This is a genomic window from Comamonas sp. GW821-FHT11H03, assembly GCF_058807955.1.
Window position 1 is genome coordinate 326682 of sequence record NZ_JBXARF010000002.1, and the last position, 22714, is coordinate 349395.

Annotated in this window: 23 protein-coding genes and 1 tRNA gene; 9 read left to right on the top strand and 15 right to left on the bottom strand. The window is 62.2% G+C overall.

Features of this window, described 5'->3' with window-relative positions:
- The first annotated feature begins 230 nt into the window (after window positions 1–230).
- The 3 genes from argJ to AC1RTQ_RS05990 all read left to right on the top strand — a co-directional run bounded on the left by argJ (window position 231) and on the right by AC1RTQ_RS05990 (window position 3150).
- Window positions 231–1460: a bifunctional glutamate N-acetyltransferase/amino-acid acetyltransferase ArgJ gene (gene argJ, locus AC1RTQ_RS05980; protein ID WP_492874698.1), complete on the top strand. Its 1230-nt coding sequence runs from the start codon at window positions 231–233 to the stop codon at window positions 1458–1460.
- A gap of 271 nt (window positions 1461–1731) precedes the next feature.
- The gene (locus AC1RTQ_RS05985; RefSeq protein ID WP_492874975.1) at window positions 1732–2667 is read left to right on the top strand and encodes an ATP-binding protein; all 936 of its coding nucleotides are present in this window, start codon (window positions 1732–1734) and stop codon (window positions 2665–2667) included.
- Between the two features lie 12 nt (window positions 2668–2679).
- Window positions 2680–3150: an NUDIX domain-containing protein gene (locus AC1RTQ_RS05990; protein WP_302092192.1), complete on the top strand. Its 471-nt coding sequence runs from the start codon at window positions 2680–2682 to the stop codon at window positions 3148–3150.
- A gap of 12 nt (window positions 3151–3162) precedes the next feature.
- Here the strand turns inward: AC1RTQ_RS05990 and AC1RTQ_RS05995 are convergent, their stop codons facing one another.
- The 8 genes from AC1RTQ_RS05995 to AC1RTQ_RS06030 all read right to left on the bottom strand — a co-directional run bounded on the left by AC1RTQ_RS05995 (window position 3163) and on the right by AC1RTQ_RS06030 (window position 9982).
- A complete protein-coding gene (locus AC1RTQ_RS05995; RefSeq protein WP_034357520.1) occupies window positions 3163–3372 on the bottom strand; it encodes a DNA gyrase inhibitor YacG in 210 nt (69 codons plus the stop codon).
- Window positions 3373–3471: 99 nt separating this feature from the next.
- Window positions 3472–4227: a cell division protein ZapD gene (gene zapD / locus AC1RTQ_RS06000; RefSeq protein WP_302092191.1), complete on the bottom strand. Its 756-nt coding sequence runs from the start codon at window positions 4225–4227 to the stop codon at window positions 3472–3474.
- A gap of 87 nt (window positions 4228–4314) precedes the next feature.
- Entirely contained in the window at window positions 4315–4941 is a 627-nt protein-coding gene (gene coaE, locus AC1RTQ_RS06005) for a dephospho-CoA kinase (RefSeq protein WP_492874699.1), read from the bottom strand.
- Between the two features lie 3 nt (window positions 4942–4944).
- Window positions 4945–5814, bottom strand: coding sequence for a prepilin peptidase (locus tag AC1RTQ_RS06010; protein ID WP_492874700.1), 870 nt, complete (start codon window positions 5812–5814; stop codon window positions 4945–4947).
- Window positions 5814–7031, bottom strand: a complete 1218-nt coding sequence (locus AC1RTQ_RS06015; protein WP_492874701.1) for a type II secretion system F family protein — start codon at window positions 7029–7031, stop codon at window positions 5814–5816. The genes AC1RTQ_RS06010 and AC1RTQ_RS06015 overlap by 1 nt, the downstream gene beginning before the upstream one ends.
- Before the next feature lie 24 nt (window positions 7032–7055).
- Window positions 7056–8798: a type IV-A pilus assembly ATPase PilB gene (gene pilB / locus AC1RTQ_RS06020; protein ID WP_492874702.1), complete on the bottom strand. Its 1743-nt coding sequence runs from the start codon at window positions 8796–8798 to the stop codon at window positions 7056–7058.
- A gap of 138 nt (window positions 8799–8936) precedes the next feature.
- A tRNA-Pro gene (locus AC1RTQ_RS06025) sits at window positions 8937–9013 on the bottom strand.
- A gap of 39 nt (window positions 9014–9052) precedes the next feature.
- A complete protein-coding gene (locus AC1RTQ_RS06030) occupies window positions 9053–9982 on the bottom strand; it encodes a polyprenyl synthetase family protein (protein ID WP_492874703.1) in 930 nt (309 codons plus the stop codon).
- Between the two features lie 338 nt (window positions 9983–10320).
- Here AC1RTQ_RS06030 and rplU point away from each other — a divergent pair, with 338 nt between their 5' ends.
- The 4 genes from rplU (at window position 10321) to proB (ending at window position 13428) form a co-directional block, all read left to right on the top strand.
- The gene (gene rplU / locus AC1RTQ_RS06035) at window positions 10321–10632 is read left to right on the top strand and encodes a 50S ribosomal protein L21 (RefSeq protein ID WP_003058536.1); all 312 of its coding nucleotides are present in this window, start codon (window positions 10321–10323) and stop codon (window positions 10630–10632) included.
- Window positions 10633–10648: 16 nt separating this feature from the next.
- Window positions 10649–10906 carry a 50S ribosomal protein L27 gene (rpmA, locus tag AC1RTQ_RS06040; protein WP_003058534.1) on the top strand — a complete coding sequence of 86 codons (258 nt, stop codon included), beginning with the start codon at window positions 10649–10651 and terminating at the stop codon, window positions 10904–10906.
- 156 nt (window positions 10907–11062) lie between these two features.
- Window positions 11063–12178: an Obg family GTPase CgtA gene (gene cgtA / locus AC1RTQ_RS06045; RefSeq protein ID WP_492874704.1), complete on the top strand. Its 1116-nt coding sequence runs from the start codon at window positions 11063–11065 to the stop codon at window positions 12176–12178.
- Between the two features lie 110 nt (window positions 12179–12288).
- Entirely contained in the window at window positions 12289–13428 is a 1140-nt protein-coding gene (gene proB, locus AC1RTQ_RS06050; protein WP_003073991.1) for a glutamate 5-kinase, read from the top strand.
- A gap of 52 nt (window positions 13429–13480) precedes the next feature.
- Here the strand turns inward: proB and AC1RTQ_RS06055 are convergent, their stop codons facing one another.
- Entirely contained in the window at window positions 13481–14185 is a 705-nt protein-coding gene (locus AC1RTQ_RS06055; protein ID WP_302092183.1) for an RNA pyrophosphohydrolase, read from the bottom strand.
- A gap of 94 nt (window positions 14186–14279) precedes the next feature.
- Here AC1RTQ_RS06055 and AC1RTQ_RS06060 point away from each other — a divergent pair, with 94 nt between their 5' ends.
- Both AC1RTQ_RS06060 and AC1RTQ_RS06065 read left to right on the top strand, forming a co-directional pair.
- Window positions 14280–16022: a proline--tRNA ligase gene (locus AC1RTQ_RS06060; protein WP_302092182.1), complete on the top strand. Its 1743-nt coding sequence runs from the start codon at window positions 14280–14282 to the stop codon at window positions 16020–16022.
- 9 nt (window positions 16023–16031) lie between these two features.
- A complete protein-coding gene (locus AC1RTQ_RS06065; protein WP_492874705.1) occupies window positions 16032–16685 on the top strand; it encodes a lytic transglycosylase domain-containing protein in 654 nt (217 codons plus the stop codon).
- 109 nt (window positions 16686–16794) lie between these two features.
- On the opposite strand, the gene paeA is transcribed toward AC1RTQ_RS06065, so the two are convergent.
- The 6 genes from paeA to AC1RTQ_RS06095 all read right to left on the bottom strand — a co-directional run bounded on the left by paeA (window position 16795) and on the right by AC1RTQ_RS06095 (window position 22624).
- Entirely contained in the window at window positions 16795–18180 is a 1386-nt protein-coding gene (gene paeA / locus AC1RTQ_RS06070; RefSeq protein WP_492874706.1) for a polyamine export protein PaeA, read from the bottom strand.
- Window positions 18181–18277: 97 nt separating this feature from the next.
- Window positions 18278–18736 (bottom strand): ribonuclease HI family protein, encoded by a 459-nt coding sequence (locus AC1RTQ_RS06075; protein ID WP_302092179.1) that lies wholly within the window; start codon window positions 18734–18736, stop codon window positions 18278–18280.
- A 31-nt stretch (window positions 18737–18767) separates the two neighbouring features.
- A complete protein-coding gene (gene grxD / locus AC1RTQ_RS06080) occupies window positions 18768–19088 on the bottom strand; it encodes a Grx4 family monothiol glutaredoxin (RefSeq protein ID WP_003058519.1) in 321 nt (106 codons plus the stop codon).
- Between the two features lie 127 nt (window positions 19089–19215).
- Window positions 19216–20091, bottom strand: a complete 876-nt coding sequence (gene prmC, locus AC1RTQ_RS06085) for a peptide chain release factor N(5)-glutamine methyltransferase (RefSeq protein WP_492874707.1) — start codon at window positions 20089–20091, stop codon at window positions 19216–19218.
- A 13-nt stretch (window positions 20092–20104) separates the two neighbouring features.
- Window positions 20105–20638 (bottom strand): SUKH-3 domain-containing protein, encoded by a 534-nt coding sequence (locus tag AC1RTQ_RS06090; protein WP_492874708.1) that lies wholly within the window; start codon window positions 20636–20638, stop codon window positions 20105–20107.
- Between the two features lie 9 nt (window positions 20639–20647).
- Entirely contained in the window at window positions 20648–22624 is a 1977-nt protein-coding gene (locus tag AC1RTQ_RS06095) for a PEP/pyruvate-binding domain-containing protein (RefSeq protein WP_492874709.1), read from the bottom strand.
- Window positions 22625–22714: the final 90 nt, after the last annotated feature.

Here is a 22714-nt window from a genome sequence, read left to right on the forward strand (position 1 = left end):
GTTTGCATTGGGGTGCAGCTTTTTGCGCAACAAAATCCGGCAAGTCCGATCAGGCCTCCGTTTGTTCCGATAATGGAGAACGTTTTAACTTTCGACCCCTAGGCTGCAGCACGGGGCGCGCTCTTGGCCAGAGACATCGAGCAAGAGCCGCCTCGCGGCGAAGATGTCGTCCCCCTCGGGGGAAGCCGCGCAGCGGCACAGGGGGAGGCCTTTGTCAGGAACATACAGAAATGTCCGTGAATCTTTCCGCTCCCGTCGCCGCTGATCTGCTGGCGATCAATGGCGTTCGCATTGGCGTTACCGAAGCCGGCGTGCGCAAGGCCAATCGCAAGGACCTGACGGTGTTCCTGCTCGACGAAGGCACCTCGGTGGCCGGCGTGTTCACCCGGAACCGTTTCTGCGCCGCTCCCGTGCAGATCTGCCGCGAGCATCTGGCGGCCGGCACCGGCATCCGCGCCATGGTCATCAACACTGGCAATGCCAATGCCGGCACCGGCGCAGCCGGTCTGGCCAATGCCCGTGCCACCTGCGCTGCGCTGGCCCGGGAGCTGGATCTGAATGCGGGCCAGATCCTGCCTTTTTCCACCGGCGTGATCATGGAGGAGTTGCCCGTGGACCGCATCGTGGCGGGCATGCCCAAGGCCATCGCTGCCGCCAAGGCTGATAACTGGGCCACGGCTGCCGAAGGCATCATGACCACCGACACCTTGCCCAAGGCCTTCAGCCGCAGCGTCAGCATTGGCGGCAAGACGGTCTCCATCACCGGCATCAGCAAGGGTGCGGGCATGATCCGCCCCAATATGGCGACCATGCTGGGCTTTCTGGCCACCGATGCGGCGATCGCACCCGAGCTGCTGCAGCCCCTGGTCAAGGAGCTGGCAGACGGCTCCTTCAACCGCGTGACCATTGATGGCGACACCTCCACCAATGACTCGTTCGTGCTGATCGCCACCCACAAGGCAGGCAACGCCCAGATCAAGGCGCTCTCCAGCGCCGAGGGCGAGCAGCTCAAGGCAGCATTGCTGGAAGTTGCGCAAAAGCTCGCGCAAGCCATTGTGCGCGATGGCGAGGGCGCCACCAAGTTCATCAGCGTCAAGGTCGAGGGCGGCAAGAATGAGGAAGAGTGCCGCCTGGTCGCTTACTCCATTGCCCACTCGCCCCTGGTCAAGACGGCCTTTTTTGCTTCCGACCCCAACCTGGGGCGCATCCTGGCTGCTGTAGGCTATGCCGGCATTGCCGATCTGGATCAGACCAAGATCGATCTGTACCTGGATGATGTGCATGTGGTGGTCGACGGCGGACGCAACCCTTCCTACAAGGAAGAAGACGGTCAGCGCGTGATGAAACAGCAGGAGATCGTGGTGCGCGTGGTGCTGGGTCGTGGCGATGCCGCGCAGACGGTGTGGACCTGCGATCTGAGTCACGAGTATGTGACGATCAATGCGGATTACCGGTCGTAATTGAGCACCCCCTGAGCGGCGGCGCCTGGGCGGCCCCACCGCTTCCCCCTCTCTCTACGCGCTGCGCGCTAGGGGAGGGGAACGACAGCCTCGCTGCGCGGCGGCGCTTGCTCGCTGTCCCTTGCTGGTGAGCGCCCCTATTTGGGTGCTTCAATTTCAGGAGCTGTTTGCGCTTGTCTATATTGAGTTTTGATTGCTTTTCAAGCTGAAATCAAGATCCATCAAGCGCAAGAAGCTATAAAAATATGGAGATTTGGTCGTGCAAGATGTGATGAACCCTTTGGAGCGCCTGGTCGAGCGTGCCGAGCAATTGATGCAGCGCATCGAGTCCGTGCTGCCCCAGCCCCTGCAGGCACCTGCCGACTGGGGTGCGGCGATTGCCTGGCGCTACCGCAAGCGAGCCAACGGCTGCGGCGTGCTGGAGCCGGTGCGCCATGTGGGTGCCATGCAGTTGTCGGATCTGCAGAACATCGATGTGCAAAAGGAAAAGATTGCCCGCAATACCGAGCAGTTCGTCAGCGGTCGCACGGCGAACAACGTGCTGCTGACAGGCGCGCGTGGCACGGGCAAGTCCTCGCTGATCCGCGCCTGCCTGCACAGCTATGCACCCCAGGGTCTGCGTCTGATCGAGGTGGACAAGGTCGATCTGACCGATCTGCCCGACATCGTCGACGTGGTTGCGGGCCGAAGCGAGAAGTTCATCATCTATTGCGACGATCTGAGCTTTGAAGAGGGCGAGCCCGGCTACAAGGCCATGAAATCCATGCTGGATGGCTCGGTCTCGGCGGCCACGCCCAATGTGCTGGTCTATGCCACCAGCAATCGCCGCCATCTGCTGCCCGAGTACATGACGGACAACCTGGCGCAGCAAAAAAGCGAGAACGGCGAGATCCACCCTGGCGAGGTGGTGGAAGAAAAAATCTCCCTGTCCGAGCGCTTCGGCCTCTGGGTGAGCTTCTACCCCTTCAGCCAGGACGAGTATCTGCGCGTGGTGGCGCAGTGGCTGTCAGCGCTGGGCATGGACCAGGCCACCATCGAGTCGGCCAGGCCCGAAGCCCTGGTCTGGGCGCTGGAGCGCGGCTCGCGAAGCGGCCGTGTGGCCCACCAGTTCGCGCGCGACTACGCGGGCCGCAACGAGCGCCCCGTGACGGTCAAGAAACGCATTGAAGATGTGGACGGTCTGGCTGAAGAAGCAGACCTGGAATGAAGAAAGAGTGTTGTGGAAGTGACTGCTGAAACACAGGCGCAGCGCAAGCACACGGAAGTGGCCGTGGGCGTGCTGTTGCGCGAATCCGATGGGGCGCTGCTGATTTCAAGCCGCCCTGCAGGCAAGCCTTATGCGGGCTACTGGGAGTTTCCTGGCGGCAAGCTGGAAGCTGGCGAGAGCGTGGAAGAGGCCTTGCGCCGCGAGCTGATCGAAGAGCTGGGCGTGACCATTGGCCAGGCCCATGCCTGGAAGGTGACCGAGCATGACTACCCGCATGCGCTGGTGCGTCTGCACTGGTGCAAGGTGACGCAATGGACGGGCGAGTTCGAGATGCGCGAGGGCCAGCAGATGGCCTGGCAGCAGTTGCCGCTCGATGTGCACCCGGTCCTGCCGGGCGCCTATCCCGTGCTGCAATGGCTGAGCGAGGAGCGTGGACTGGTCTTTGATCAAAGCCATTACGAGGCGCAGCAGCCCGTGGATTGAAGCGGTATGCGCTTAGTTTTCCGTGCGTGGATCGCCAAATGGCGCATCTTCGGGGGGCGTCTGAGCCGGAACGCGGAACTCTTCATTGCCCCAGGCGCCCAGGTCGATATTGCGGCAACGCTCGCTGCAGAAGGGGCGGAATTTGTTGCTGGGCAAAAAAACGCTGGGGCCGCCGCAGGTCGGGCATTTCACCATGGTGGGGGATTGCTTGTCAGTGCTCATGGCGTAGATGTATCACAGCTGGAAAACACGGGTGGCTGACCCTGAAAGCCATTGAGCCGCAATTTGCGGCTCAATCGGGGCGAGAAGACTGCCGGTGACTTATGCGCAGAGCGTCAGCTCGAAAGAGGCGTCGTCATTGCTGGGCTGAGGCTTGCTGCCATTGGCCAGCCTGAGCAGGCGCACCGATACCAGCAGGCGGTTGCCGCTGATCTCGGGCACCAGATTCAGATGGGGATCTATGCGCAGGCGCAGCAGCTGGAAGCTGCGGCCGGCCGGCATGGCCTGCTGGAACACGCCTTGCTCGGCCACCACGCGCTGGGGAATGCCGGTTTCGCGCAGCAGCTGCAGGATCAGCTCAAGCGCCTGACCCAGCGGGGTCAGCTCGCTGGCCCAGTCTTCGAGGTCACGCTGGCGGTAGCGCGGATCGAGGTTCTGCCAGGCGTGATAGGCCGGCAGGTCAAAGCTGCAGGTGCCGCCGGGTATGCCCACACGGCTGCGGATGGACATCAGCCATTCGTTTTCGGTCAGCGCCTGGCCGGTCTTGCCGGTCTGTGCATTGATGGTGGCAAAGCAGCTCTCCACCTGGCGCGCCACCTGGTGCAGCATGTGCTGGGAAATATCGGGGTTGTCGCGCAACACGTCCAGCAGGTGCTTCTGGCGCTCCAGATCCTTGATGACGTCGGCCCGCAGATCGCTGCGCGAGGCCACGTCCATGATCTCGAAGATGGTGATCAGGGCGAAATGATGATCGACCGAATGCGCGCGGGTCAGCAGCTCGCGCAGACGGCGATACAGCTGCTCAAGGCGCAGATAAGTTCTCAGACGCTCGTTAAAAGGATATTCGTACAGGATCACGTTTGCTGGGCTCCTCGGGGCGCACAGGAATCAGCGGTCAACGTGCACATGCGGCGATCACACGCACAGGCCAAGCCATGGCCTGCATCATAGCCCGAACCATGCAGCGATTTGATCGGTATATGCGTGGAGAGTTTCGATTGTGACCCCGTCATCGTTATAGATGACCCAGTCGGCCGTGGCCAGACGCTGGGCACGCGTGGCCTGGGCGTCGATGATGGCCTGCACGGCCTCGTGTGTGAGAGCGCTGCGCGCCATGACGCGCTCTGACTGCGTGCTCTCTCGGCAATCCACGACCAGCACGCCATCCAGGCGTGCTCGCCAGTGGCCGGACTCGACCAGCAGCGGAATGTCGTGCACGATGAGTTGGCTGCCGGCCGCCACGGCTGCTTCATGCTGCTGCCGGGTCTGCTCGGCGATCAGGGGGTGGAGTATGGCTTCCAGGCGTTGCCGCGCGGACGGATCGGCGAAGACCAGCTCGCGCATGCGGACGCGGTTGAGGGCGCCCTGCGCGTCGATCAGGTCGGCGCCAAAATCCTGAGCGATAAGCGGCAGGGCGATGCCGCCGCTTGCCGTCAGGCTGCGTGAGATATGGTCGGCATCAATCAGCGTTGCGCCGCATGCCTGCAGCCTGGCTGCAACGGTGCTTTTGCCGCTGCCGATGCCGCCCGTCAGCCCTAGCCTGAATGGTGAGCGCTCAGGTGCGACGTTCATGGCTTACAGGCCTGCAAAGCTGAGCACCGCTTGCGGGCCCCAGATCAGACTGACGAAACCGCCGCCGGCGAGAAAGGGACCGAAGGGCACATAGCCGCCTTCGCGCAGCTGGCTGTTGATCTTGAGTGCAATGCCGATGACGGCACCCACGACCGATGCCATGAGAATGATGGGTACCAGTGCCTGCCAACCAAACCAGGCACCGAGTGCGGCAAACAGCTTGAAGTCGCCGTAGCCCATGCCTTCCTTGCCCGTTGCCAGCTTGAAGGCCCAAAAGACAAGCCATAGCGACATATAGCCTGCGACAGCACCCCACAGCGATTGCTGCAAAGGTACGCTGGTCCACTGCAGTGCGGAGGCGATCAGGCCGGCCCAGAGCAGGGGCAGAGTGATGGAGTCCGGCAGGAATGTGGTGTCCCAATCTATCAGTGCAAGCGCCAGCAGCGCCGCGCTGAAGCCGCACCAGGCAAAGCCGGTGGCGGTCAGGCCGTCGCGGCCCAGGCAGAAGGCAAACAGCGCGGCGCAGACCAGTTCAACCACCGGGTAGCGCAGGCTGATGGGCTTTTTGCACTCGGCGCAGCGGCCGCGCAGAAACAGATAGCTCAGCACGGGAATGTTCTCGTACCAGGCAATCTGATGACCGCAATGCGGGCAGCGCGAACGAGGCTGGCTCAGAGTGACAGCAGGCTTGGCCGGCGGCAGCTCGATCCTGGCGCCCTTGTCCTTTTGTTCTTCGGCCCATTGCGCACCTTCGGCATGCCATTCCTGCTCCATCATCAGAGGCAGGCGGTGGATCACCACATTCAAAAAGCTGCCGATCAGCAAGCCCAGGACGCCGCCGGCAGCGGCATTCAACACCAGTTCGGAAATCATCACACCACTTGCCCCATCTTGAAGATAGGCAGATACATGGACACCACGATGCCGCCGATCAAGGTACCCAGGAAGACGATGATGATGGGCTCCATCAGGCTGGACAGACCCGCCACCATTTCGTCGACTTCGCTCTCATAGAAATCGGCTGCCTTGCCCAGCATATGGTCGATGGCGCCCGACTCCTCGCCGATGGCGCACATCTGCAGCACCATGGAAGGGAAGATATTGGCATTGGCCATGGCAACCGTGAGGCTGGTGCCCGTTGAGACTTCCGACTGAATCCTGTCGGTGGCGTTTCTGTAGAGGTAATTGCCCGAGGCACCTCCCACGGAGTCCAGCGCCTCGACCAGCGGCACGCCGGCGGCAAACATGGTGGACAGCGTACGCGTCCAGCGGGCCACGCAGGACTTTTCAATCAGCACGCCGAAGATAGGCAGCTTGAGTATGGCGCGGTCCATGAACTGCTGCACGCGCTCGTTGCGCTTCCAGGCCTGCATGAAGAAATAGATGCCGCCACCCAGCACGCCGAAGATCAGCCACCAGTACTGGACAAAGTAATCGCTGATGCCCATCACCAGCAGCGTGGGCGCGGGCAGGTCGGCGCCAAAGGAGGTGAAGACCTCCTTGAAGGCCGGGATCACGAAGATCATGATCACGGTCACCACGATAAAGGCCACGATCACGACCGACATGGGGTACATCAGCGCCGACTTGATCTTGGACTTGATGGCCTCCGTCTTTTCCATGTAGGTGGCAAGACGGTCCAGCAGCGATTCCAGAATACCTGCGGCCTCGCCGGCCTCCACCAGGTTGCAGTAGAGGTTGTTGAAATAGAGCGGAAACTTGCGAAAGGCCGCGCTCAGCGAGGTGCCGGTTTCCACGTCTGAGCGGATGTCGTTGAGCAGCTTGGTGACATTGGGATTGGTGTTGCCTCGGCCCACGATGTCGAAAGACTGCAGCAGCGGCACGCCGGCCTTCATCATGGTGGCCAGCTGGCGCGTGAACAGCGCAATGTCCTTGGGCTTGATCTTCTTGCCGCCGCGGGTCCTGCGCTTCTTGATCTTGGACGGAGTCACGCCCTGGCGGCGCAGCATGGCCTGGATCTGGTTTTCTCCACCGGCACGAGTCTCGCCGCGAACGATCTTGCCGTTGCGGTCCTTACCTTCCCACTCGAAGAGAAATTCCTTGATTCCCTTGGACGCTGCGCTTGCCATGGCGTTCCCTCACTGATACTGGTTTTATTCGTTGGTGACAGCCAGCACTTCTTCGAGTGAGGTCAGACCCAACTTGACTTTATGCAGGCCCGAGCCGCGCAGAGAGCGTACTCCTTCGGCCTTTGCCTGTTCGGCAATCTCCAGAGCGCTGCCGTCACGCAAGATGATGCGTTGAATTTCTTCGCTGATGGGCATCACCTGATAGATACCGACACGTCCCTTGTAGCCGTTGTTGCAGGCCGGGCAGCCGACAGGCTTGTAGCTGACCCAGCTGCCATTGAGTTCGGCTTCATCGTAGCCCGCCTCGAGCAGGGCCTCATGCGGTATGTCGGCAGGCTCCTTGCACTGCGCGCACAGGCGTCGCGCCAGACGCTGGGCGGTGATCAAAATCACGCTGGAGGCAATATTGAAAGGGGCGATGCCCATATTGCGCATGCGTGTCAGCGTGGTCGGAGCGTCATTGGTGTGCAGCGTGGACAGCACCAGGTGACCGGTCTGGGCGGCCTTGATCGAGATGTCGGCGGTTTCCAGGTCGCGGATTTCGCCGACCATGATGATGTCCGGGTCCTGGCGCAGAAAGGATTTGAGCGCAGCAGCAAAGGTCAGGCCGGCCTTCTCGTTCACATTGACCTGGTTGACGCCGGGCATGTTGATTTCGGAGGGGTCTTCGGCGGTGGCAATGTTCACGCCCGGCTGGTTGAGTAGGTTCAGGCAGGTGTAGAGCGACACGGTCTTGCCCGAGCCCGTGGGGCCGGTGACCAGAATCATCCCGTAGGGACGGTTGATGGCCTTGAGCAGGCGCTCTTTTTCCTCGGGCTCGTAGCCCAGGGCGTCGATGCCCATCTTGGCCGAGCTCGGGTCCAGGATACGGATCACGATCTTCTCGCCAAACAGCGTGGGCAAGGTGCTGACACGAAAGTCGATGACGCGGTCGGGGCCGACCTTGAGCTTCATGCGGCCGTCCTGCGGAACGCGTTTCTCCGAGATGTCCAGGCGCGAGATCACCTTGATGCGCGAAGCCAGCTTGTCCTTGATCGCGATAGGAGGAGAGGCTATCTCGCGCAGTTCGCCGTCGATGCGAAAGCGCACGCGGTAATTGTGTTCGTAGGGCTCGAAATGCAAGTCGGATGCGCGCATATTGAAGGCGTCCAGCAGCATCTTGTGCAGAAACTTGACGACCGGCGCATCCTCGACCTCGGCGCCGACGGTATTGTCTTTTTCCTCGGGGGTATCCTCGATCTTGACGTCGTCAAAGTCAAAGTCTCCGGAGCTGGAATAGGGGTCCAGGGATTCGCTGGCGCTCTTGCCGGTCTGCTCGACGAGCTTTTGCAGCTTGTCGGCCTCGACAACCACCCAGTCCACCAGCAACTGAGTCGTGAATTTGATCTGTTCGGCAGCTTCCTGCTGAGTGGGGTCTGCCGTGGCGATGGTGAGCCGATTGCCGCGCTTGCTGATTGCCAGCACACGATAGGCGTTGCTGATTTTCGGGTCCAGCAGTTCGCGCGGAAGTTGCTGGACGTCGATCGCATTGAGGTCCAGCAGCGGAGTGCTGAACATCATGGAAATGGTTTCGGCAATTTCCAGCGCGCTGATTTCGCCAGACTGGCTGAGCTCGGTAATGAACGGGGTCTTGCCTGTGGCGGCTTTCTTGGCAGCGTTCTCGGCGGCTTGCTGCGAAACCTTTCCTGCAGAAATCAGGGCTCTGCCTAGACCAGGGATGGCGATGGGCGCAGGGGCGTTCTTTTGCAGATTGTCGGCAGCGGCCATGTATCCAAGTCTGGGAGGGGTGGGAGAGGACCTATCCTACCATTCTTGTTGTGACAAACGACAGGTCGCCACAGGCGCATGCATGCGTCAATGCCGCGTCATTGAACATGGCGCAAGAAACTGCGACAAAAATGAAATTGGTCGGGGTGAGAGGATTCGAACCTCCGGCCTCTACGTCCCGAACGTAGCGCTCTACCAGGCTAAGCTACACCCCGCAGGCTTTGTTTGCCGAGCACCATGGTGTACCTGGCGATTCAGGTGCGGCGCTCCAAAAGCTGAGAAGCCAATTGTAGCAAACTTGCGGTGTATGTATTGCTTGGCAGCGAAGCCAAAGCATCAATGGCGCGCTGAGCTTCCGCGTGCGCGGCGGCTCGGGCAACGTCCAGGGCGCCGGTGCTGCGCACGATTTCCACTACGGCATCCAGTTGATCCGTAGAGCCTTGTTCGATGGCGTTGCGCACGATGGCAGCCTGCTCGGCGTTGCCGCGCTGCATGGCGGCGATCAGGGGCAGGGTGCATTTGCCTTCGCGCAGGTCATCGCCCAGGTTCTTGCCCATTTCCTGAGCGTTGCCGGTGTAGTCGAGCACATCGTCAATGATCTGGAATGCCGTTCCAAGTGCCTGGCCGTAGGCTGCACAGGCTTGCTCCACTTCGGGCGTGGCATCCGCCAGCACGGCTGCCAGCTGTGCGCTGGCCTCGAATAGCTGGGCGGTCTTGGAGCGGATGACGTGCAGATAGCCGGCTTCATTCAGCGAAGCATCATGAGTGTTGATGAGCTGCTGGACTTCGCCTTCTGCGATCACGTTGGTGGCGTCGGACAGAATCTGCAGCACACGCATGCTGCCCACTTCCACCATCATCTGGAAGGAGCGGGTGTGCAGGAAGTCTCCGACCAGAACGCTGGCAGGGTTGCCAAAGGTCTCGTTGGCCGTGGCCCTGCCACGACGCAGCGTGGATTCGTCCACCACGTCGTCGTGCAGCAAGGTCGCGGTGTGAATCAGCTCCACCACGGCGGCCAGGATGTATTTGCTCTTGGCCTGGTGGCCCAGGGCGCCGGCGATCAGCAGCAGCAGTGCCGGGCGCAGGCGCTTGCCGCCGGCGGCAATGATGTATTGGGAGATCTGTGCGATCAGGGGGACGCTGGTTGTCAGTCGCTGAGCAATGACGATATCCACTTCGCGCATGTCATCTGCGATCAAGGCAAGCGGATTGGATGTGGAAATTTCTGTAGTCAAGGTGATGAACCGCCAAGTGGACTCACGATTATAGGAAGATGCAACAGGATTTTGCGTGGTGTCCTCAGAGCCCGTTCAAGTGAACAGAGGCTTTGCGGGCGGTCTGCGGCCTTGCCGCGCGCTTGCGGCTGGCATCCCGTTTCGTGCAGCCAGGGGGTCACGGTCGCGGCTTGCGGAGATCCCGAAGCGCTTCCTGGGGGTATGGCGGCAGAGAAAATGCATGCGTGCTAGAATCGCCGGCTCCGTGGAAATCATTTCATGGAACTCTCAAAATTTAGAGGTTTTCAATGTACGCAGTCATAAAAACCGGCGGCAAGCAGTATCGCGTTGCAGCTGGCGAAAAGATCAAGGTAGAACAGATTGCTGCGGACGTAGGCCAGGAAATCGTGATCGACCAAGTTTTGGCCGTCGGCAACGGCGCTGAAATCAAGGTTGGTGCCCCCCTGGTGTCCGGTGCATCTGTAAAGGCAACTGTGGTTGCTCACGGCAAGCACGACAAAGTGCACATCTTCAAGATGCGCCGTCGTAAGCACTATCAAAAGCGCCAAGGCCATCGTCAGCAGTTCACCGAACTGCAAATCGTGGCAATCGCTGCTTAATTTTAGGAGCTAAGTCATGGCACAGAAAAAAGGCGGCGGCTCTACGCGTAACGGACGTGATTCCAAGCCAAAAATGCTGGGCGTGAAGGCCTTTGGTGGTGAGCTGGTGACAGCTGGTTCCATCATCGTGCGTCAGCGCGGCACCAAGTTCCACCCCGGTGAGAACGTCGGCGTGGGCAAGGATCACACCCTGTTTGCACTGGTTGACGGCCACGTGTCGTTCGGTGTGAAGGGCGCTCTGTCCAAGCAAACAGTCAACATCACGGCTGCATAAGTCGTCTTTGACTCAAACAAAGCCCCGACTTGTCGGGGCTTTGTTGTTTGAAAAGGCTCCAGGCAGCAGATTTCTGGCAGATGGGGCATGGTAATAGACCACTCAGGTGTGGCCCGGGGCTTCTGGTGCACACCGATTTTGTAGACTGGATGCCTCATGAAGTTCGTTGACGAAGCTTTTATCGACATTGCAGCCGGTGACGGCGGCAATGGTTGCGTGTCTTTCCGGCACGAAAAATACAAGGAATTTGGCGGCCCCGACGGTGGCGATGGCGGCCGTGGCGGTCATGTGTACGCCGTGGCCGATGTGAACCTGAACACGCTGGTGGATTACCGCTATTCGCGTCGCCACGAGGCCAAGCGCGGTCAGCACGGCATGGGCTCCGACATGTTTGGTGCGGCCGGTGACGACATCACGCTGAACATGCCCGTGGGCACCATCATCAGCGATGCGGATACCGGCGAGGTGCTGTTCGAGCTGCTCGAGCCCGGCCAGGTCATCACCATCGCCAAGGGCGGTGACGGCGGTTTCGGCAATCTGCGTTTCAAGAGCGCCATCAACAGGGCGCCGCGCCAGAAGACTCCCGGCTATCCCGGCGAGCGCCGCAACCTGAAGCTGGAGCTCAAGGTGCTGGCCGATGTGGGCCTGCTGGGCATGCCCAATGCCGGCAAGTCTACTTTCATCACGGCCGTCTCCAATGCCCGCCCCAAGATTGCCGACTATCCCTTCACCACCTTGCATCCCAATCTGGGCGTGGTGCGCGTGGCCGCCGAGCAGAGCTTTGTGGTGGCCGACATTCCGGGTCTGATCGAGGGCGCCTCCGAAGGTGCTGGCCTGGGTCACCAGTTCCTGCGCCATCTGCAGCGCACGCGTCTGTTGCTGCATATCGTGGACATTGCACCGTTCGACGAGGGCGTGGACCCGGTGGAGCAGGCCAGGGCCATCGTGGCCGAGCTCAAGAAGTACGACGCCGAGCTCTACGACAAGCCGCGCTGGCTGGTGCTCAACAAGCTGGACATGGTTCCCGCAGAGGAGCGTGTCGCCAAGGTCAAGGACTTCGTCAAGCGCTTCAAGTGGAAGGGCCCGGTCTACGAGATCTCGGCGCTGACCCGCGAAGGCTGCGAACCGCTGATCCGCAAGATCTACGAGCATGTGCACAACCAGCAGCTGGCGGAACAGGCTCCCAAGGAGATCGATCCTCGTTTTGCGGGAGGCGAGGATTCTGGTCTGGATATGACCGATCCGCGTTTCGCCTCTTACGATCCGGAATAAGCTAGAGGGTATAACCCAGCAGCGCACTTGGTGCGCTGTTTTGCTTTGAATTTAATAGCTGATTTCGCTTTATTCATAAGCGTTAGAGGCTTAAAACACTGTAAATTCTCATGTCTTCCAATGTGCTGCGTGATGCCCGTCGCATCGTCGTCAAAGTCGGCTCCAGCCTGGTTACGAATGAAGGTCGTGGTCTGGATGAGGCCGCCATTGAAGAGTGGAGCCGCCAGTTGGCGGCATTGGTGAATGGTGAAGACGGCGTCAAGCGTGAAGTCATCATGGTCTCCAGCGGCGCCATTGCCGAAGGCATGAAGCGACTGGGCTGGGCCACGCGTCCGACCGAGGTGCATGAGTTGCAGGCCGCTGCTGCCGTCGGTCAGATGGGGCTGGCCCAGATGTACGAGACCAAGCTGCGCGGCGAAGGCGTGCCCAGTGCCCAGGTGCTGCTGACCCATGCGGATCTGGCCGATCGCGAGCGCTATCTGAACGCCCGCACCACGCTGCTGACGCTGCTGCAGCTGGGCGTGGTGCCCGTCATCAACGAGAACGACACGGTGGTGATCGACGAGATCCGCTTTGGCGACAACGACACCCTGGGCGCGCTGGTGGCCAATCTGGTCGAGGCCGATGCCCTGGTCATCCTGACCGATCAGCGCGGCCTCTACAGCGCCGATCCGCGCAAGAATCCTGATGCTAGGTTCATCGACGTGGCCGAAGCCGGCAACCCCGAGCTGGAAGCCATGGCCGGCGGCGCGGGCCTGTCCATCGGCACCGGCGGCATGATCACCAAGATCCTGGCGGCCAAGCGTGCAGCGGGCTCCGGTGCTTCCACCGTGATCGCCTGGGGACGTGAGAAAGACGTGCTGCTGCGCCTGACGCGTGGCGAGTCCATTGGCACGCTGCTGGTCGCCAACACGCACAAGATGCAGGCGCGCAAGCAGTGGATTGCCGATCATCTGCAGCTGCGTGGTTCGGTGACCGTGGATGCGGGTGCCGTCTCCAAGCTGCGTGATGAAGGCAAGAGCCTGCTGCCCATAGGCATGATCACCGTGGAGGGCGATTTCTCGCGCGGCGAAGTGATTGCAGTGCGTGATGAGAACGGCGCCGAGATCGCCCGTGGTCTGGCCAGCTATGCCAGCGCCGAAGCGCGACTGCTGTGCCGCAAGAGCTCCTCGGAGATCGAAGCGCTGCTGGGCTACTCGGCCGGCCCCGAAATGATGCATCGCGACAATATGGTGGTGGCCGGACACTGAGTCTGGGCCGCCGACAAAAAAGCCGTAATGCTGCGAGGCATTACGGCTTTGTTCATTGCAGAGGCTTGTGGTCGGGCGGATTGTCTATGCCGGTCTGCGGGTCCGGGTCAAAACTGGCACCGGGCGGCAGCTCTATGCCGGGGTTGATGCGAAAGCTCCCTGTGCGGGCGGGGTACATGACCTGATGGTGCTGCCCCGGATGGGCAGTGCTGCCGGTGGTCTGGCCTGCCTCCTGCTCGCGCGGCCGCATGCCGCTGCGCAGATAGCGGTTGCGCTGCTGCTCGCCGCGCGGTAAAAAGCGCGCGAGCTCGGTCAACGCCATTTCATAGACGCCGCGTTTGAATTCGACCACCACATCCAGAGGAACCCAGTAGTCATTCCAGCGCCAGGCATCGAACTCAGGGTGGTCGGTGGCACGCAGGTTCAAGTCCCAGTCATGCCCGACCAGTTGAAGCAAAAACCATATCTGCTTCTGGCCTTTGTAATGCCCGCGCGCGTCGCGGCGGATGTACCTGTCTGGCACCTCGTAGCGCAACCAGTCCCTGGTGCGGGCAACCACGCGAACGTGATTGGGCTTCAGCCCCACTTCCTCGTGCAGCTCGCGAAACATGGCTTGCTCGGGTGTCTCACCCCGATCAATGCCACCTTGCGGAAACTGCCAGCTGTGGGTGCGAATGCGTTTTCCCCAGAACACCTGGTTTCTTTGGTTGAGCAGGATGATGCCGACGTTCGGGCGAAATCCGTCCCGGTCAAGCATAATCAAACCCCAAATTTTTGAATTGTGTTCATTATGCATGGCCCCTTGTGATCGACAAGCGGGCCATGCCTATTTCCACTGAATTGCCAGTTCCATGAAAGCCTCCCAATTTCTCATCTCCACCCTGAAAGAAGCTCCGGCCGATGCCGAAGTGGTCAGCCACAAGCTCATGATGCGGGCTGGCATGATCAAAAAGCTGGGTGCTGGCATTTACAACTACATGCCCATGGGCTTGCGGGTGATCCGCAAGGTCGAGGCCATCGTGCGCGAGGAAATGAACCGCGCCGGTGCCATCGAAACCACCATGCCCGTGGTGCAGCCCGCTGAGCTGTGGCAGGAAACCGGCCGCTTCGAGAAGATGGGCCCCGAGCTGCTGCGCATCCAGGATCGCCATGGCCGTGATTTCGTGATCCAGCCCACTTCCGAAGAAGTGGTCACCGATATCGCGCGCCAGGAGTTCAAGAGCTACAAGCAGCTGCCCAAGAACCTCTACCAGATCCAGACCAAGTTCCGTGACGAGCGCCGTCCGCGCTTCGGCCTGATGCGCGGTCGCGAGTTCATCATGAAGGACGCCTATTCCTTCGACAAGGATCGCGATGCGGCCCAGATCAGCTACCAGACCATGCGCGAAGCCTATAAGCGCATCTTCGATCGCTTCGGTCTGCAGTACCGCGCCGTACGTGCCGATTCGGGCGCCATCGGTGGCGATCTGAGCGAGGAGTTCCAGGTCATCGCTTCCACGGGCGAGGACGCCATCGTCTACTGCCCGAGCAGCGACTACGCGGCCAATATCGAGAAGGCCGAGAGCCTGGCGCCCGCCCAGGCCCGTCCTGCCGCCGCGCAGGCCCTGCAAAAGGTCGCCACACCCGGCAACAGCACCTGCGAAGCCGTGGCCGAGCAGCTGGGCCTGCCTCTGGCGCAGACCGTGAAGTCGCTGGTGCTGGCCACGGACGAGCTCGACGACAAGGGTCTGATCGTGAAGACGCAGGTGTGGCTGCTGTTGCTGCGCGGCGATCATGAGATGAACGAGATCAAGGTCGGCAAGGTCGAGGGCCTGGCGGGCTTCCGTTTCGCGACCGTGGGCGAGATCGAAGAGCATTTCGGCACCAAGCCCGGCTATCTGGGCCCCATCGGTCTGAAGAAGCCCGTGAACATCGTGGTGGACCGCGATGTGGCCGTGATGGCCGACTGGGTCTGCGGCGCCAACGAGGAAGACTTCCACATCACCGGCGTGAACTTCGGCCGTGATCTGCCCGAGCCCGCCGTGGTGGCTGATCTGCGCAATGTGGTGGCGGGCGACCGCTCGCCCGACGGTGCGGGTGAGCTGGCGATTGAGCGCGGCATTGAAATCGGCCATGTGTTCTACCTGGGCACCAAGTATTCCAAGGCCATGGACGCGACCTTCCTGGGCGACAACGGCAAGCCGCAGCACTTCGAGATGGGTTGCTACGGCATTGGCGTGACCCGCCTGCCCGCCGCTGCCGTGGAGCAGAACCACGACGAGCGCGGCATGATCTGGCCCGATGCGATTGCGCCGTTCACCGTGGTGATCTGCCCCATCGGCATGGGGCGCAGCGAGGCCGTGAAGACCGAGGCCGAGAAGCTCTACGGCGAGCTGCTGGCACTGGGCGTGGACGTGATCCTGGACGACCGCGACGAGCGCCCCGGTGCCATGCTGGCCGACTGGGAGCTGATCGGCGTGCCCCACCGCGTGGTGCTGGGCGACCGTGGCCTGAAGGAAGGCGTGGTCGAGTACCAGCAGCGCCGTGACACAGAAGCCACAAAGCTGGCGACCAATGAGGTGCTGGGTCACCTCAAGAGCCGCCTGGGCTTGTAAGCTGCTTCAATGCCGGAAATCCTCCTCAGCCGCCGCTCCTGTCTGACTGCCGCAGCCTCGCTAGCCGTTCCATCGGCGGGCTGGCTGCTGCCGCACACCGCATGGGCGGGCGGTCAGCTGGAGGAGCCGCTGGCGGATTCGGTACGTACGGCCCTGAGTGCAGCGGTGGCCGGCTCTGGGGCCCCGCCCGAGCTGGAGTTCACCTCCACAGAGGCGCGCATGAGCTATCTGCGCTGGCTGGTGGCTTGCAGCGACAAGCTGGCCAAGCGCAAGCCCGATCCTCAGGTCCGGCGCGAGTTCTTGCAGACCGTCTGGTATGAGTCCAAGCGCGCGGGCCTTGATGTGTCCATGGTCATGGGCCTGATTCAGGTGGAGAGCGGCTATCGCAAATACGCCATCTCCAGCGTGGGTGCGCGCGGCTATATGCAGATCATGCCGTTCTGGATGCGGCTGATCGGTGACGGCGATATCGGCAAGCTGTTCCACATGCAGACCAATCTGCGCTTCGGCTGCGTGATCCTGCGCCACTACATGGATCGCGAAAAGGGCGATGCCTATATGGCGCTGGGCCGCTACAACGGCAGCCGGGGCCAGCCCCAGTATCCGAATGCCGTGTTCGGCGCGCAGCGGCGCTGGCTGGTGGAGGAGCCGCAGTCGGTCTGATACCGTCGCGATATACAAAAAAAAGAGAGCGCCTAGCGCTCTCTTTTCATTGGTTTCAGCAATAAAAGAATCTGAAGTCCTTTTGGGGTAAGCGCAAGAAGCTACTGATTCAGGAGTGGCTGCTTTTGCTGGCCTGAGCCTGGGCGGCGCTGCCCTGTACCTTGGCCGCGGCGGCCGCCGAAGGTGCGGCAGATTCGGCCGCGGGCTCGGGCAGCTGGGTCACCATGACCTGGTCGATGCGGTAGCTGTCCACGTCCAGCACTTCAAACTTGTAGCCGCCCCAGATCACCGCATCGGTGCGGCGCGGCACGCGGCGCAGCATGACCATCAGGAAGCCGCCCAGGGTTTCGTATTCATCGTCATGCGGCATATCGTCCAGTTGCAGCACGCGCATCACATCCTCGACGGGGGTGACGCCGTCGATCAGCCAGGAATGCTCGTCGCGGCGGACGATCTGCTCTTCCTCGTCAGAAGGGCTGACCAGATCGCCCATCACCGTGCTCATCACATCGTTCAGGGTGACGACACCGACGACGCGGCTGTACTCGTTGACGATGACGGCAAAGTCTTCGTGCACCATGCGGAACTGCTCCAGCACCTCTGCAAGACTCAGTCGGTCGGGCACGATGAGCACCTTGTGAATCAGCGATCCATCCTGCAGGGACAGGGGCTGGTTGTTGAGCGCGCGCTGGAACAGGTCCTTGGCGTCCACATAGCCGATCACATGGTCGATATCGCCGTCGCAGACCGGGTAGGTGGAGAAGGGCTCCTCGGCAATGCGGGCGCGAATGATGGCGTCGGCGTCATCCTTGAAGAAAAAGGCAATGCGCTCGCGCTGCGTCATGGCCGAGGCCACGATGCGCGAGTCCAGCTCGAACACGTTGGCAATCACCTGCTGCTCGCGGGCGGCCAGCACGCCGGCCTTGGTGCCCGCTTCGGTCATGGCCAGGATGTCGTCGCTGGTGATGCGCTCGTCGCGCGTGGCAGGCAGGCCGAGCAGGCGAAACAGGGTGTCGGTCGCCAGGTTGTAGAACCAGATGATGGGCTTGAAGATCACCACAAACCAGCGCATGGGCGCGAGCACGCGCACCACATAGCGCTCGGGCTCGTTCATGCTGATGCGGCGCGGCAACAGGTCGGCCAGCAGGATGAAGGCCGAGGTGACTATGAAAAACGAGAGCAGGAACCCGAGCGTCGTCGAGAGGCTGGGCGAGAACCAGATCGTGAAAAATTCGGTCAACGCGGGGCTGAACGCCCCCTCGCCAACGATGCCGCCGAGGATGGCGACGGCATTCTGTCCCACTTGCACCACGGTGAAATATTCGCCCGGCTGCTCCTGTACGCGCAGGGCATGCTCGGCTCCCTCATTGCCATCGTCGGCCATCTGGCGCAGGCGCAGGCGGCGGGAGGCGGCCAGAGAAATCTCCGCCACAGAGAAAAAGGCGCTGAGCAGAATCAGCAGAACAATCACCGCAAGGCTTTGGGACACACTCATAGGCAGGGCTGCTGCGGCACGTCGACGTGCCTGCGGCCGGTTATCAAGGAGTCTCTATTCGACCACATAAAGCCTGTTGCAGGCAGCTGTACTGGCTTCAGGACTGAAGCGCGGCTGCCGAATGGGCCATGCGTGCCAGTGCATCGGCCTCGGTATTGCGGTGTCTGGGCACCCATTGCAGCACCAGCTCGTCAAAGCCCTGCATCTGTGCACGGGCGGCCTCGAACAGCTGGCTGAGCCGCACAATCGGCCGCGCCGGCTTGGCCATGGGCGGGCCGAGCTGCTCCAGCAGCACCCGGGAGTCGGTGCGCACGGTCAGGCTGCGCGCGCCGAGATCGCGTGCCAGCGTCAGGGCCGCCATCAGGGCGCGCAGCTCGGCTTCGTTGTTGCAGCCGCTGCGGTGCAGATCCTGCGACAGCGTATGGCGACTGCCATCGGGCAGCTGCAGCAACACGCCCAGGCTCATGGGGCCGGGGTTGGGCAGGGCGCTGCCATCGACATGGATGCAGCAGTGGTGGGCGGGCGCGGGTTTGGGGGGCGGCATGAAAAAAGCCACCGGGGGCCGGTGGCTTGCAGGCAGCTTGGTCTTACTTGGCGGCCAGCACTTGCTGCAGCTCGCCCGATTCGTACATCTCCATCATGATGTCCGAGCCGCCGATGAATTCGCCCTTGATGTAGAGCTGGGGGATGGTGGGCCACTGGCTGTAGTCCTTGATGCCCTGGCGGATTTCCTGGTCTTCCAGCACGTTCACGGTGGCGATGGACTTGGCATCCACACCGCAGGCCTTGAGGATCTGGATGGCACGGCCGGAGAAGCCGCACTGAGGGAAGCTGGCGTTGCCCTTCATGAACAGCAGGATGTCGTTGTTCTTGACCAGGTCGTCGATGCGTTGTTGAGTGTTGCTCATAGTGGGCTCCGGATTTTGGAAATGGCGGTACCAGCCGCGATGTCTGCAATTATTTCACCGACCGCAAGCAATGCGATGCTGTGAGGAAATCTTGCTGCCTGTTTATCTGGGGGCTCAGTTCTGGAAATCAAGCCTTGTCAGGGCGACAGCCGCCCGTGCAGCGCGCAATGCCGGCCAGGTCGTGGCGGTGCTGGACCTGCCCGAAGCCCGCAGCCCGCATCAGCCGCGCCACGTCTTCGGCCTGATCCCAGCCATGCTCGAAAAGCAGCCAGCCGCCGCCCTTCAGGTGTGCCGGGGCCTGCTCGATGATGCTGCGTATGTCCTCCAGCCCGTCGGCGCCGCTGGCCAGGGCCGACAGTGGTTCGTGGGTCAGCGCCGCCAGGTGCGGGTCGTCGGCGCGGATATAGGGCGGATTGCTGACGATCAGATCGACAGGTTCCTGCCCGTTCAAGGGCTCCAGCCAGCTGCCGTGGGCGAACTGCACGGGCAGTTGGAGCCGGGCGGCGTTGCTGCGGGCCACGGCCAGGGCATCGGCACTGGCGTCCACGGCAATGACCCGGGCTGCGGGGCGCTGGCTTTGCAGGGCCAGGGCAATGGCGCCACTGCCGGTGCCCAGGTCGACGACGTGAACCGGCTGCCCTTCAGGCATGAGCTCCAGCGCCCAGTCCACCAGGGTCTCGGTGTCGGGGCGCGGGTCCAGCACCCGGCTGTCCACGGCCAGATTCAGGCCATAGAACTCTTTGCTTCCGGTCAGGTAGGCGACAGGCGTGCCTTGCTGGCGCAGGGCGCACAGCTGGCCCCAGCGGGCCTGCTGCTCGGCGTTCAGCATATCGCCGTCATGGGTGATGAGCCAGGCGCGGGCATGCGCTGGCTGCTGCATCAAGTGCAGCAGCAGCATCTGTGCATCGACACGTGCCAGCCCTTGGCTGGCGGCTTGCTGCAGGGCTTGAGCGACGGAGAAAGTGGGGGGCGAGAATTCGGTCATGGCTTGGCCGGTGGCCATCTTCTTCGGAAATTCAGTAAGGATATATCTCGGGGGCGCCCGCCTTGTAGCGCCTGCCGTACAACTGGGTCGATGGCTGGCCGGGCTCCAGCATGGGGCGCGAGCGTATACCCAGCAACAGATGCTCCAGCGCCTGCTGAAGATTCTCGCCCTCGAAGCACATGCCTACAAAAGACCAGCCAAAGCAGCGTCCATCGCCCGCCATCAGCAACTGGCCGTGCCCATGGTGAACTTCGGCAAGTGGTATCAGCCGGGTGTTCAGGCGCTGTTCCCAGCAGAGCAGGGCTTCGTCCGCGTCTTCGCTGGTGAAATGCGCTTCGCGCCAGTCAAACTCTATATCGCTGCTGGCGCATTCCCGGCCCTTGCCCACCCGGCCTATGTGCAAGCCTGCCAGGTTCTGCAGCGCAGCCACGGCGGGGTGGCCGGCCAGACTGGGCTGTTGGTCCAGAGCGCTCCGGATAAGCGCGGGTATGGCGACCTCGCGCTGCGGGGTCCAGCCCTGGGCTTGCAGCAGCTCCACTACAACAGGTGACTCGAAATTCAGCATGGCGGATTCTTAACGTACGGGGGCCGAGATGAAGGGGCGCGACTGCAGGATGATGAGCTGATCGCCCTGCACGGCCCACTCGATGTCCTGGTCCTTGCCGCCAAAGCGCTGCTTGATGCCGGCTCCTGCGCGGGCCAGTCGCTGCACCAGTGCGTCGCTGAGCACGGCGCGGCCGGGCGCAACCGCCACTTCACGCACGCCGCCCCTGGTATCCAGCTGCAGGGCCACATCGTCCTGGGAGCGGTTGAGCACCTGCACGGCCTTGCTGCGGCTGGAGTAGAGGATCTGCTCTGCAACCCGCCGGCCCTCGACCACGCGGATGCCTATGCCGCGCTTGGCGGCGATATAGCTCATGTAGCGGTGCGAGGCATCGAAGGGGTCGCGGGTGATCATCACCCCCGATGCCGAGGAGTCCACGGCTTTTTGTACCAACACCGACATCATCACCTGCGCGTCGTCGATGCCCGCTGCCTGTCTGGCTTCCCAGGCCTCGAAGTTGTAGACAGAGGCCCAGACCTTGCGCACCGCAGCAGCCAGATCCGTGCCGCTGCGTACATTGGGCACGGTGGTGTACAGGCCTGCTCCGCTGAAGTTGGGCAGGTCCTCGGAGCTGGAGGAGCTGCGTACGAACACGCCCTGGCTGCCCAGCTGGCCGGACCAGCGCTGCGCCCAGGCATCGGCCACGGCCGGGCTGACGGGCCATTGCTCGATTTCGGCCTGCAGCGCGGACAGGGCTTGCCTTCGGATGCCGGCATCCGTCGCAAAACCGGGCTGCTGGCGCATGCGGGCAATGCGCTCGGCCAGGCCGTTGGCGCGCATGAAGTCGGCATAGGCGGCAAACGGAATGCAAAAGCCATCGGGCACGCTGACGTCCGCCAGGCGGGCGGACTGGATCTCGCCCAGATTGGCGGCCTTGGCACCGCAGCGGCGGCGATCCGCGCTGCGCAGGGCGGCCAGAGGCACCAGCTCGCTGCGGCGCAGATCGGGCTGCAGCAAGACCTTGCGGCCCTTGGCGGGCTGGCGCAGTGCCTGCTGCTGCGCGCTTTGCTGTTCGGCAGCCGTGGCGGCGCGCAGCGCAAAGCTGGCGGGCTGTACGTCGATATGCACCCAGCGGCCGTTGAAGGCAGCGTATTGCTCGGCCGCTTTTTGCACATAGGCATTGGGTATGCCCCAGCCGCGCGCCAGCAAATTGACATGAGACAGCACGGTTGACGGCCTTTCCGTCACCACGCCGGCCACGGGCGGCAAGCTGATGGGCACTTCGCGCAGCAGCACGATGTCATTGGGCTGAAGATCACTCACCTCTTCAGCCTGGCTCAGGATGCGCAGCCGGCCCACGGCCTGACCCTGGTTCAGCGGCAGATAGGTCTGGGCACCCAGCAACTGGGCCTGGGTGACTGCTGCAACACCGGCTTGCTGGGCCACGGCTTCTTGCTGAGTGGAGTTGGCCTTGAAGCGCACAGGGGCGAAGAAGCCGGTTTTCAGTGCAGCCGCCGTGGTCTGCAGCAGCTCGGGTGTGAGCTGGTCGCCCTCCCAGAACTCGTAGCTGTAGTCCTTGAGCGCGGGCTGCCAGCTCAGCGTGCCGAGAATGAAGCGGCGGCCCGGTTCGCGGTAATTGCGGTTGAGCGCAGGCTTGCCGCCCTGCAGCAGGCCTTTGGCACGCAGAAAATCTTCGTGAAACGCATAGCGCGGCGTGTTGATGAAATGCAGCGGTGCACTCTTGCTGTGGCGGTCGATCACAAACAGCACATGGGGCATGGCGCTGGCTGGCTCGAAGATACGGGCCATGCGATCGAAATCGGCGCGGCTGGCCAGCGCCGGAAGGCTGGCAGCAGCGCTGCGGTTGCCGCTGGCGTCGACCGGGCTTCCCGCGCCCGAGTCATAGGCCGATGGCTTGCGCAAGGCCTGAGCCTGGGCGGCGGTCGATGCGAACAACAGGCCCGATAGCAAAGCAGAAACCAGAGTCGGCAAAAAGCGCTGTGTCATCTTGAAATTGTTCCCATTGCTGGCGAGTCGTTCGAGCGGGCCGGGTTCGAGCCGGCTGCCGCCTGGCTGCCCCCTGCCGCAGGGCAATGC